Origin of the sequence: Sphingomonas sp. Leaf67 (assembly GCF_001421965.1) — a bacterium.
In the GTDB taxonomy this organism is placed as follows: Bacteria; Pseudomonadota; Alphaproteobacteria; order Sphingomonadales; family Sphingomonadaceae; genus Sphingomonas.
In genome coordinates, this window is sequence record NZ_LMLP01000022.1 from 56,003 (window position 1) to 67,916 (window position 11,914).

The window sequence follows — 11,914 nt, forward strand, 5'->3', positions numbered from 1 at the left end:
GATGCTTCGGCATTGCGCCTTCCTCGCACCTTGCCACCGACTAAAATCGGTACCGTCCCGATGATCCAAGCGGATCGACAAATGCACCAGCCAAGGAGCGCGAACCTGGCCGTCGATCCTGCGCAGGATCGCGCGATGTAGGAAAGCGCCGATATCGGACCGCGTGCCGCGCCCGCCCGTTAGTAACGGTACCCCTCGGCCCGGTCGAATCGCGCGATCGGTCCGGGCCGGGCGGCGGGTCCGGTCAATAGATGCCGTCGATTTCCATCGTCAGGCGCGGGGCGGGGGGATTGAGCAGCAGGCTGCGCTTGTCGCCCTGTAGCACTTCCTCCTGCCGGAGCCGGTCGTAGCGGCTCCTGGCCGCTGCCGCCGCGTCGGCACCGTCGCGCAGGATGGTGGGTTTGAGGAAGACGAACAGCGTGCGCTTTTCACGGCGTTCGTTGCGGCCCTTGAACAACTCACCGAGGATCGGAATGTCGCCAAGGACCGGCACCTGGCTGCGGACGCGTTGGTAATCGTCGCTGGTCAGGCCGCCCAGCACGATCGTCTGGCCATTATCGGCAAGAACGGTGGTGTTGGCCGATCGTTTGTTGGTGATGATGTCGGCCGCGCCGCTGACCTGTGTGGGCGCGATCGAGGATGCTTCCTGACTGACTTCGAGGCGGATCGTGTCGCCGGCATTGATGCGCGGCAGGACGCGCAGGGTGATGCCGACGTCCTTGCGCTCGATGGTGGTATAGGGATTGGCGGTGCCGTTGCCGGTCAGGATCGATCCGGTCACGAACGGTACTTCCTGCGCCACGACGAACTCGCCGAGCTTGTTGTCGAGCACCGTGATCTGCGGGGTCGAGAGCAGATTGGCTTTGGTCGACTGGCTGAGCGCCTGCACAAGGATCGAGAAGTCGTTGCCGATGCCGATATTGCCGCTGATGCCGTTGCCGAGCAGATTGCCCGCGGGTACGCCCAGCGCGCGCAGGATGCCGCCGAGCGACGCTCCGGCGTTGTCGAATGATGTCGCAACCCCTTCGACGCGGGTCAGCGCCGCGCCCGACGTGCCGATCTGTACCGCCAGTTGTTCGGCGTCCTGACCGGTGATTTCGGCGATCGCTGCCTCGATCAGCACCTGCGGACGGCGCACGTCGAGGTCGGGGATCAGCCGTTCGATCTGGGCGATGGCGGTGGGCGTGCCGCGCACGACGACGGCGTTGATGTCGGGGGCGGGCTGGACGGTGATGTCCGGGGTGGTGAAGCCCTGTGCCGAAGTGGTCGACGCGTTCTGGCCGACCGTGCTGATGCTGGCGCCTGTACCGGTGCCGACGCCGTTCGCGGCGGCGATCCCCGCCGCGCTCGCACCGCCATTGGCGATCAGGCCCGACAGCGCCGCGCCGGCATTGTTGCGCTGGCTGGTGGTCGAGAGACTCCGTGCGACCGGGTTCGAGGCGGACTGCTGCTGGCCGAGGATGCCGCGCAGGACTTCGGTCACGCTTTCGGCATCGGCATAGTTCAGGCGGAATACGCGGGTCGAGGGGGTCGTGCCGCTGCCGCGCGCGTCGAGCGACTGGGCAATGCGCCGCGCCTCGGCGACGCCCGCCGGGGTGCCGCGCACGAGGATGGTGTTGCTGCGCGCGTCACCGGCGACCCGCGCGCCGCCTTCGCCCAGCACCGCCTGCATCGCCGTCGCGATATCGGCGGCGTTGCCGTTCTGCAGCGTGATCGTGGCAAAGGTCGATCCGCCGCCGCCGTCGAGCGAGCGGGCCAGCGCCTCGATCCGGCGGACATTGTCGGCATAATCGGTGACGACGATGGCGTTGGGCTGGGTCAGCGGTTCGACGCTGCCGAAGCTGGCGACCAGCGGGCGCACGATCCGCGCGGCATCGGCCGGGGGGACGTTCGACAGCCGGACCATGCGCGTGGTCAGTTCCTGCCCGCCGACGCCGCGCCCGCGCACCCCCCCGTCGCGCACCGCGTTCGCCTGCGGAATGATCCGCCATGCCGAGCCGGAGCGGACCGCCGCAAAGCCGTTGGCGCGCAGCACCGACTGGAACAGCTCCCACACGCCCGCCGGCGACAGCGGTTCGGCGGAGGTGACCGTCACCTGCCCCTTGACCGTCGGGTCGAGGATCAGCGTGCGGCCGGTGATGCGGCTGATCTGATCGGCGACGTCGGCGATCTCGACGCCGCGCATGTTGACGACGACGTCGGCCGCCTGCGTCTGGCCCATGACCGGCGACAGGCTGGTCGTGGCGAGCGTGAGGGACAGGAACGCGGAAACGAGGCGATGGCGCACGGAGGGAGACCCTAACGAATGGGAATGGAGACGGTGTTCGGCTTGCCGTCGCGAAGGATGGTGACCTGGGCCTGCCCCGATGCGGCGGCGCTGGCGATGGCGGCGTTGACCGCCGACGGATCGGTCAGGGCGGCGCCGTTGACCGACTGGATGACGTCGCCCGCGCGCATGCCGGGCGGCGGGTTCGCACCGATCGCATAGCCGCCCGCGACCGGGGTCGCGTTCAGGCGCGACAGCACCGTCTGCGCGCTGGGCGGCGGCGGGGCTGCGGCGGGGGCGGCGGAGGGCTGTACGGTGAAATTGGGGGCAGGGGCCGCCTGACCGGGGGTCGGCGTCGCCTGTCCGAACGGATCGGGGAAGGCGAGATATTCCAGCCGCCCGCCATTGTTCAGGATGATGCGGTCGCGGCGGATCTCGGTCACCTGCGCCCCGGCCAGCGCATCGCCGACCTTGAACGGCTTGGCCGCTTCGTTGCCGATCGATACGAACGAGATCGACAGTTCCGCGGGCCGGGCGAAGACCACGCCCTTCAACACCGCCTGGATGGCCGTGGGGCTGGTGGCGTCGGCGGCGGTCGGGCTGCCGAAGGGTGCCCAAGCGAGCGCCGGGCCGGTGTCGACGATAACCGCGCGGGTGCGTGCTGCGGACGGCACGGTGATCGCGCCGGTGCCGGCATGGCCCGCGATCCGCCAGACGAGGCCGGCGAGCGCGAACGCGACCGACACGATCGCGGCGGCGGCGAGCCAGTCGGCCCAGCGTTCGCGCCATCGCAGCCGTTCGACGACGATCATGCCGCGTCCTTGCGCAGGAAACCGTCGAGCCGGGCCATGGGCGCGGCCTCGCCCGCCGGGGCGACGGTGATCGTCACCCGGTCGAGCGCGGGGTCGCTGGTCGCGGTCCGGTTCACCGCCACGCTCCATTGCCGCCCCAGCATGTCCACCGCGTCCGCATTCGCCTCCGGCGTCCCCACTTCCAGATCGGCCAGCCGGTTTTCGGCGACCCACATCGCGATCGCGCGGCGTTCGACGCCACGGGTCGAATCGATATGCTGCTCGACCGCGCCGATCAGCCCTACCGTGGCGATCGCCAGTACCGCCAGCGCCACCATCGCCTCGATCAAAGAAAAGCCGGCATCGAGTTGATCCTCCCCGCTTCGCGGGGAGGGGGACCATGCGCAGCATGGTGGGGGAGGGCGGCGCAACGCAACGGCAGCGTATGCGGCGACGCCCCTCCACCAGCCTATGGCTGGTCCCCCTCCCCGCACAGCGGGGAGGATTTTCATGACGTTACCTTCGTGGCGCGGGCGGTGATGCCGTCATAGCGCACCCGCCACGTCTGGTCGCCGCCGGTGATCGTCGCGCCCAGCGGCTGGCCGGTGCCGTCGACGCCGAGGACCACCGGCGGGGCGACGTCGAGCGTCATCACCATGCCGCCGGGCAGGGTATGGAACGCCAGCGGGCCGTCGGTCCGCGGGGTCAGGCCCCTCGCCCCGACCTGCGCAAAGCCATAGCCATGGGTTTCGGTGGTCAGCGCGATCAGCTGGTCGCCGAGCATCGCGTCGTCCGCCGCCGCCTGCAGCCGCACGGCGAAGCGCCGCGCCTCCGCCTCGACATTGGGGGCGCGGGTGGCGGCACCGATGCCGAGGCTGACCGCACCCGCCGCCACGCCGATGATGGCGAGGACGATCAGCATTTCGATCAGGGTCATGCCGGATTGGCCGGGGGGCACCACGCGCGCCTTCGTCACTCCCGCGACGGCGGGAGTCCATACACGCTGGCAGCGCGATTCTTTCGCAGGCGCCAGCGGCAATGGATTCCCGCCTGCGCGGGAATGACGATGGGTGGTGGCGAGGATCAGCGCGCCGTCCCGTCGATATCGGCGTCGAGTCCCTCGCCACCGGGCTTGCCGTCCTTGCCCAGCGACGTGATGGTGAAGCGTCCGCCGGTCGATTCGTAGACATACGGGTTGCCCCACGGGTCCTGCGGCATCTGCGACAGATAGCCGTCGGGCGGATAGGCACCGGGGACCGGCGGCTGGGTCGGTTTTTCGAACAGCGCCTTCAGCCCCTGCGTCGTTGTCGGATAGTCGCCATTGTCCAGCCGGTACATTTTCAGCGCGGCGGAGATCGATTTGATGTCGGTGCCGGCGGTCGTCACCCGCGCCTGATCGGGGCGGTTGATGACGTTGGGCACGATCAGCGCGGCGACCAACGCGATGATCGCCAGCACGACGATCATTTCGACCAGCGTCAGTCCCGCCTCGCGGTCGGGGACAGAAACCTTGCGGGCGGCGGGGTTCGCGGCCAAGGTGTCACGAAACTTTCGGAATAAGATGCGCATCCACGCCCCAATGCGTCCACACGATGAAGCCATTGTGACAATCGAACCCGCCTCCGCCGGTCCGGCCGCTGGCGTGTGGGCTGTCGCGGGCGGCAATGCCATTGTAGTCGATGGCACGGTCCCCGCAACAACCTTGCTTGTGCCGTCCGAATCAGTCCTTCTGCTCAGCGTCGACCTGCCGCTGCCCAGCCGGGCGAAACGGCTGGCGGCGCTGCCCTTCGCGGTCGAGGACCGGATCGCGGATCCGATCGATGCCGTGCACCTGGTGCTGGGCGATGCGATCGGCGACCGGCGCTATCTGGTCGCGGTCGTGCGGCACAGCGTCATGGCCGAATGGGTGGCGATCGCCGATGCCGCCGGGATCGGCGGCGCGGCATTCGTGCCCGATGCGCTGACGGTGGCCGTGCCGGTCGAGGGATGGAGCGTCGAGGTGATCGGCGGGAGGGCGCTGGTCCGCGCCGCCGACGGCACCGGCTTCGCCATGCCGCTGCCGATGCTGGTCGCGGCGTGGGAGGCGGCGGGGCGACCGGCCGTGCAGGCGCTGGGTGATGCGCTGCCGGCGGCGATGGCGGGCGACGGCGTGGCGTTCCCGCCCGCGCCGCTCGACCAGCGCATCGCCGATGCACCGATCGATCTGCGGCAGGGGGTCTATGGCCGCCGCCGGACGGCATGGCCGAGCACGACGCGCAAGGTGGCGATGATCCTCGGTGCGGCCGCGCTGGCGCATGGCGTGATCGCGGTCGCCGACACGCTGATGCTTGAGCGAATCGCCGAGCGGCGGCAGGCGGCGCTGCAACAGCTGGTGGTGACGACCGCGCCGTCGATCCCGACCGGCGGCGACGATTTCATGGTGCGCGTCGCCGATCTGCTGCCGCGCCCGACCGGCAGCAACCGATTCGTGCCGCTGCTGTCGCGCGTCGCCGGCGCGTTGTCGCCGATCGGCCCGGCATTGGTGGTCAACCGGATGGATTTCGAAGGAAACGCGCTGACCCTCGATTGCCAGTCGCCCGAAACCGGCATGGCCGACCGGCTGCGCGCCGCATTTTCCGCCGCCGGCGTCGCCGCACAGGTGAGCGCCGCCCCCGGCGGGGCGCTGCGCATCGTGGCGCGCGGGGCATGATCGTAGTCCGGCGCAGCGCCCGGATCGAGGGGGCCCTCGCCCGGTTCGATGGCTGGTGGCAGGGGCTGACCACGCGCGAGCGGGTGCTGGTGGGGACGCTGGCGGCGCTGCTCGCCGGGGTCGTGCTGGTGTACGGCGTGGTCAAGCCGGTGCAGGCGGCACGGGCGCAGGCGCGCGCCGATATCCGGCAGGCGGAGACGCTGATGGCGCGGGTGCGTGCCGCCGGACGGCTGGAAAGCGCACCGGCGACGACCGCTGCCGGACCGCCGCAAACGGTGATCGCATCGGCGGCGACGACCGCCGGGTTGCAGCCGGTGCTGGCCGAGGCCAATGGCGGCGTCACCGCGACGCTGACCGACGCGCCTTATCCGGCGGTGGTGACGTGGCTGAGTTCGGTCGCATCGACCAGCACGATCGCCGTGCGGCGGGTGACGATGCAGCGTGGTTCGACCTCCGGCCGGGTCAATGCCAGCGTGGAGTTTCGACCATGACCGACACGCTGCTCCATGCCGAACCCGTCCGCCTGCCCTATGGCTATGCGCGTAAAGGGGGCGTGCTGATCCGGCTGGGCAAGGCGGGCATGGAATGCGTCCACCGCGCCGATGCGACGCTGGACGCGATGCTGGAGGTGCAGCGGGTCGCGCCGGGCATCGCGTTCGTGGCACTGGACGATGCGGCGTTCGATGCGGCGTTGCAGGCGAGCTATGGTGGCAGCGCGTCGACCGCCGCCGATATCGAACTGGCCGAAACCGATCTGGCGGCACTCGCCGACAGTGCGGCGGCGGTCGACGACCTGCTCGACGCGCGCGACGATTCGCCGGTCATCCGCCTCATCAACGCGCTGTTGCTGGAGGCGATCAAGGAAGGCGCATCCGACGTCCATGTCGAGACGCAGGAAAAGCGCCTCGTCGTCCGCTTCCGCATCGACGGCGTGCTGCGCGACATCGTCGAGCCGCCGCGCGCGCTTGCCCCGCTGCTGGTCAGCCGGATCAAGGTCATGGCGAAGCTCGACATCGCCGAGCGCCGCACGCCGCAGGACGGGCGGGTAACGCTGCGCATCGGCGGGCACGACGTCGACGCCCGAGTATCGACCATGCCGACCCAGCATGGCGAGCGGGTGGTACTGCGTCTGCTCGAACGTGGCGGCATGATGCTCGACCTCGGCGGGCTGGGCATGTCGGAGCGCGACGAAAGCGTGTTCGGGCGGTTGCTGGAACGGCCGCACGGGCTGTTGCTGGTCACCGGGCCGACCGGGTCGGGCAAGACGACGACGCTCTACACCGCGCTCACCCGGCTGAACGATCGCCGCCGCAACGTGATGACGGTCGAGGACCCGATCGAGTATGAACTGGCCGGCATCGCCCAGACACAGGTCAATCCGCGCACCGACATGACCTTTGCGCGGGGGCTGCGCGCGATCCTGCGGCAGGACCCCGACGTCATCATGGTCGGCGAAATCCGCGATCAGGAAACCGCGCAGACGGCGGTGCGATCGTCGATGACTGGCCATTTCGTGCTGTCGACGCTGCACACCAACACCGCGATCGGATCGGTCACGCGGCTGATCGACATGGGCGTCGAGCGGTACCTGCTGGCACCGATGCTGGTCGGGCTGGTCGCGCAGCGGCTGGTGCGGCGGTTGTGCGTCGAATGCCGGTGGCAGGATCGCTCGACCGAGGCGGACAGCGTCCTGCTGGGCGGCGCGATCAAGCCGGGCAAGAAGCTGTGGCGCAAGGGCGGGTGCGAGGCGTGTCATCACGAAGGCTATCGCGGCCGCGCCGGGCTGTACGAGGTCGTCGCGGTCGATGACCGGTTGCAGGCCATGATCCACAATGGCGTCGCCGAGGCCGAACTGGAACGCGCGGCGCGGGTCGATAATCCGGCGTTGCTGGATGATGGCGTGGCGAAGGTGAAGGCCGGGGTGACGACCGTCGAGGAGGTCGCGCGGGTCGTGCGGGACGAGGGGTGATTCTTACCGCCCTTAACCCCATCCGTTTGGTTCGAGTAGCGATCGAGCTTGTCGAGAGCGCGTATCGAGAACGCCTCTCCTCGGGCGGGCCGTTCTCGACGGACGCTTCTCGACAGGCTCGAAGCTGCTCGAACCGAACGGCAATTTTGACTGGGTTGGGCAGGTGACCGCCTACACCTACCGCGCCGCCTCCCGCACCGGCGCGACCGTCAAGGGCGTGATCGAAGCCTCCAGCCCCGCCGCCGCCCGCGCGATCTTACGCGAACGCGGCGAATTGCCGCTGTCCGTCGAGGAGGCTGCGGAAAAAGGCCCGAAGCTCGGCAGCATCCAGCTGCCCCGCCTGTTCCGGCGCGGCGTGTCGAGCAAGGCGCTGGCGACGCTCACCCGCCAGATCGCAACGTTGGTCGGATCGGACATCTCGATCGAGGAATCGTTGCGCATCGTCGCCGGACAGGCCGACAATGCGGCGGTCAACGCGCTGCTGCTCGACGTGCGCGCCGCGATCCTCGACGGGCGCAGTTTCGCGCAAGGCCTGGCGCGGCATCCCAAGGCGTTTCCCGAATTCTATCGCGCGTCGGTCGCGGCGGGCGAACAGTCGGGGCGCTTGCCCGACGTGCTCAACCACCTCGCCAATTTCGTCGAGACCCGGCAGGCCAATGGCCAGAAAATGCAGCTGGCGTTGCTGTATCCGGCGCTGTTGGCGACGGTCAGTTTTGGCATGATGGTGCTGCTGATGGTCTATGTCGTGCCCGACATCGTCCGCGTGTTCGTGTCGCGCGGGGCGGAACTGCCGTTCCTGACGCGAGCGCTGATCGCGCTGTCGGCGTTCATCCAGAAGTACGGGCTGTACGTCGCGGTGGCGGCGCTGGTGCTGTTTCTGGTCGGCGCGCGCTGGCTGAAGGTGCCGGGCAACCGGCTGGCGGTCGACCGGCGGCTGGCGACGCGGGCGCCGTTCCGCCGGTTCAGCCGCCAGCATAATGCCGCGCGCTTCGCCGGTAGCCTCGCGACGCTGGTCGGCAGCGCGGTGCCGCTGGTCGAGGCGCTGCACGCCGCCGCCGCCGTCACCCCCAACCGCTTCGTGCGCGACAAGGCGCTGACCGTCGCCGCGCGGGTGCGCGAGGGGTTGTCCTTACGCGCGGCGATGGCGGAGGCGGAAATCTTTCCGTCGATGCTGGTCGCGATCGTCGCCTCCGGCGAGACGTCGGGGCGGCTGGCACCGGCACTCGACCGCGCCTCGGGCGAGCTGGAGCGCGAACTCGACGCGCTGGTGGCGACGCTGGTTGCGCTGGTCGAACCGATGGTGCTGTTGCTGATGGGCGGGCTGGTGCTGATGATGGTGCTGGCGATCCTGTTGCCGATCATCAACCTGAACAATCTGGTGCAGATTTAGGGCCGATCGACATTCAGTACGGTCTTGCCTTCTCCCCTCCCTGATAAGGGAGGGGTCGGGGGTGGGTAGGCCGGTTGTGGCGCGCCCACTTTCCCTCGCAGACCGACCCAACCCCCAGCCCCTCCCTTGTCAGGGAGGGGAGTAGTTTGCTGGCCTGACAGCTGAATGTCGATCGGTCCTAAAGCCGTATCCCCGCCTGCGCCGGGGAACGGTTCACGCAGGTGACGGGTGCGTGCTAACGCTGCCGTCCGTCTCGCAACAAGGAAGCACCATGACCGACCTCGCCCGCATCGTCGCCGAGGTGACGGAGGAGATCACCGCCAACGCCGCCGAGATCGAGGCGGCGGCGGACGCCGGGCTCGACTATCCGCCCGACTGGTTCGGCATGGCGGTGGCGACGCCCGATGGCGGGCTGTTCCATGGCGGCTATTCCCATATCCGTTTTCCGTTGCAGAGCATCGCCAAGATCTTTGCGCTCGAAATGGCGTTGGAGGCGTGCGGGGACGCGGTGTTCAAGCGCGTCGGGCGCGAGCCGTCGGGTGATCCGTTCAATTCGATCGTCGACCTCGAACGCAACAAGGGCGTGCCGCGCAATCCGTTCATCAATGCCGGCGCGCTGGTGGTGTGCGACATTTTGGTCGAGCACCAGGCCGACGATTGCGCGCGTGCGGTGGTCGACTTCATTGGTCGCGAGGCCGGGCTGGCCGAGGTAATCCTCAATCAGGACGTGCTGGAGACCGGCCGCACCGGCGGCGACCTGAACCGCGCGATGATGAGCTTCGCGAAGCATCACGGCAATCTGCATTGCGACATCGACGAGGTGATGGAGGCCTATGTCCACCAATGCGCGATCGAGATCGATGCGAAGTCGCTGGCGAAGGCCGGGCTGTTCCTGACCCGCACCGCGCGGACCGGCGATGCGGCGGGCGACAAGCGCGCCACGCGGACGCGGCGGCTGCTGTCGTTGATGACGACGTGCGGGCAATATGACGGGTCGGGGGATTTTGCCTATCGCGTCGGGCTGCCGGCCAAGAGCGGGGTGGGGGGCGGTATCCTCGCCATCGTGCCGCAGGTCGCGTCGATCGCTGTGTGGTCGAACAATCTCGACCGGCAGGGGAACTCGATCCTCGGCATACGCGCGCTGGAGTTGCTGGCAGACAAGGCGGATTGGTCGGTGTTCGGGTGACTCCACCCGTTCGTCCAGAGTAGCCGCTGAGCTTGTCGAAGGGGCGTATCGAAGAACCATTGGTGGCGGGTGCTTCGATACGGGTATTCGATTTCGCTCGGCCCCTGCTCAGCACGAACGGCCTTTTTCGTACTTCCACCCTCCCTTCCGTTTGCTTCGAGCGCAGGTTCGAGCCTGTCGAGAACCGAAGTCGAGAAGGGGTTGGCCCGAACAGCGAGTTCTCGACGGGCGCTTCTCGACAAGCTCGAAGCTGCTCGAACCGAACGGGGTGGGGCGGGGATAAGGCGGGGTCAGCCCGCCTTTTTCGGCCCCAGCAGATCCAGCACCGCGGCGGTCATCGCGATCGTGCCGGTCACGATCGACGGTTCGGGCGCGACCTTGAACAGGGGCGAATGGTGCGACGGCACCGGTGCGCCGCCATTCCGCGCCGCGACGATGTCCGCCATCGGCGTGCCGCCGACCGCGAAATAATAGCCCTTCACCTTGGAATCCGGCTGGACCAGATAGGCGAAGTCCTCCGCACCCATGCCGGTCTGTTCGAAGGGCATCACGTTCTTCGGGCCCAGTGTCGTCGCCATCACCGCGTTCAGCCGCCGGGCGAGCGGCGCGTCGTTGATCGTGGTCGGCGTGCCCTCGATCACCTTCACCACCGGCATCTTGTCGGCGGGCATCCCGTTCAGCGTGCCGATGCCGCCCGCGACGCGCCTGATCCCGTCAAGCAGTTGCTTGCGCGTCCCCTCGTCATTGGCGCGGACGGTGACCTGCAATTTCGCCAGATCGGTGATGATGTTATGCTTCAGCCCCGAATGGAACGAACCGACGGTGATGACGCCGGGGTCGAGCGGCTGGCGTTCGCGGCTGATGAGGCCCTGCAAGGCGATCACCAGCTGCGACGCCACATAGACCGGGTCCTTGCCGGCATGCGGGCTGGCCCCGTGCGCGCCGATGCCGGGCACGTCGATATCGACCGAGTCCGACGACGAATATTGAATGCCCTCCGATGCCGAGACCATGCCCGCCGGCAGTCCGGCGGCGACGTGGAAGGCCAGCGCGTAATCGGGTTTCGGAAAGCGGTTGTAGAGGCCGTCGGCCAGCATCGCCTTCGCCCCGCCGACGCGTTCCTCGGCGGGCTGAACGATGAACACGATCGTGCCCTGCCACCGGTCCTTCAGCGCCGCCAGCCGCCGCGCGGTGCCGACCATCGCGGTGATGTGGGTGTCGTGACCGCAGGCGTGCATCACCGGGGCCTCGACCCCGTCGACGCCGACCTGCCGCGCCTTGCTGGCATTGGGCAGGCCCGATTTCTCCTCGACCGGCAATCCGTCCATATCGGCGCGGACCAGCACGGTCGGACCGGCCCCGTTCTTCAGCACGCCGACCACGCCGGTGCCGCCGACGCCGGTCGTCACCTGCATCCCCGGCACCCCGCGCAGCTCGGTCGCCATGCGCTCGGCGGTCTTTACTTCCTTGAACGACAATTCGGGATTGCGGTGGAACCAGTCCCACATTTGGCCCAGCGACGCCGTGTAATCGGCGCGGACGGCAGGTGCCCAGTCGGGTTCGGCCATGGCCGGCGTCGCGGCGAACAGGCAGGCGGCGGTGGCGATCAGTGTGCGCATGTTG

Annotated in this window: 11 protein-coding genes; 5 read left to right on the plus strand and 6 right to left on the minus strand. The window is 68.7% G+C overall.

The features are described 5' to 3' along the window. Positions 1 to 244: 244 nt before the first annotated feature. From gspD to gspG, 5 genes are all read right to left on the minus strand, one after another. On the minus strand, positions 245 to 2,287 hold the full coding sequence (gene gspD, locus ASE90_RS15065) for a type II secretion system secretin GspD (protein WP_056002548.1): 2,043 nt from the start codon (positions 2,285 to 2,287) through the stop codon (positions 245 to 247). Between the two features lie 11 nt (positions 2,288 to 2,298). Continuing rightward, positions 2,299 to 3,078, minus strand: coding sequence for a type II secretion system protein N (locus tag ASE90_RS15070; RefSeq protein ID WP_056002551.1), 780 nt, complete (start codon positions 3,076 to 3,078; stop codon positions 2,299 to 2,301). Beyond that, positions 3,075 to 3,569 (minus strand): type II secretion system minor pseudopilin GspI, encoded by a 495-nt coding sequence (gene gspI, locus ASE90_RS19360; RefSeq protein WP_082449858.1) that lies wholly within the window; start codon positions 3,567 to 3,569, stop codon positions 3,075 to 3,077. The genes ASE90_RS15070 and gspI overlap by 4 nt, the downstream gene beginning before the upstream one ends. Continuing rightward, the gene (locus ASE90_RS15080) at positions 3,566 to 4,033 is read right to left on the minus strand and encodes a prepilin-type N-terminal cleavage/methylation domain-containing protein (RefSeq protein ID WP_321163791.1); all 468 of its coding nucleotides are present in this window, start codon (positions 4,031 to 4,033) and stop codon (positions 3,566 to 3,568) included. Before ASE90_RS15080 ends, gspI begins: the two co-directional genes overlap by 4 nt. A gap of 107 nt (positions 4,034 to 4,140) precedes the next feature. After that, positions 4,141 to 4,593, minus strand: a complete 453-nt coding sequence (gspG, locus tag ASE90_RS15085; RefSeq protein WP_268795022.1) for a type II secretion system major pseudopilin GspG — start codon at positions 4,591 to 4,593, stop codon at positions 4,141 to 4,143. A gap of 106 nt (positions 4,594 to 4,699) precedes the next feature. Between gspG and gspL the strand changes: the two genes are divergently transcribed. From gspL to glsA, 5 genes are all read left to right on the plus strand, one after another. Then, positions 4,700 to 5,746 carry a type II secretion system protein GspL gene (gene gspL / locus ASE90_RS15090; protein WP_082449875.1) on the plus strand — a complete coding sequence of 349 codons (1,047 nt, stop codon included), beginning with the start codon at positions 4,700 to 4,702 and terminating at the stop codon, positions 5,744 to 5,746. Further along, positions 5,743 to 6,237 (plus strand): type II secretion system protein GspM, encoded by a 495-nt coding sequence (gene gspM, locus ASE90_RS15095; RefSeq protein WP_056002563.1) that lies wholly within the window; start codon positions 5,743 to 5,745, stop codon positions 6,235 to 6,237. Before gspL ends, gspM begins: the two co-directional genes overlap by 4 nt. Next, positions 6,234 to 7,715 carry a GspE/PulE family protein gene (locus tag ASE90_RS15100; RefSeq protein ID WP_056002566.1) on the plus strand — a complete coding sequence of 494 codons (1,482 nt, stop codon included), beginning with the start codon at positions 6,234 to 6,236 and terminating at the stop codon, positions 7,713 to 7,715. Before gspM ends, ASE90_RS15100 begins: the two co-directional genes overlap by 4 nt. A 163-nt stretch (positions 7,716 to 7,878) precedes the next feature. Then, complete coding sequence (locus ASE90_RS15105; RefSeq protein ID WP_056002569.1) at positions 7,879 to 9,105, plus strand: type II secretion system F family protein; 1,227 nt, start codon at positions 7,879 to 7,881, stop codon at positions 9,103 to 9,105. 271 nt (positions 9,106 to 9,376) lie between these two features. Continuing rightward, entirely contained in the window at positions 9,377 to 10,291 is a 915-nt protein-coding gene (glsA, locus tag ASE90_RS15110; RefSeq protein ID WP_056002572.1) for a glutaminase A, read from the plus strand. 290 nt (positions 10,292 to 10,581) lie between these two features. Here the strand turns inward: glsA and ASE90_RS15115 are convergent, their stop codons facing one another. Next, positions 10,582 to 11,910, minus strand: a complete 1,329-nt coding sequence (locus tag ASE90_RS15115) for an amidohydrolase (protein WP_056002575.1) — start codon at positions 11,908 to 11,910, stop codon at positions 10,582 to 10,584. Positions 11,911 to 11,914: the final 4 nt, after the last annotated feature.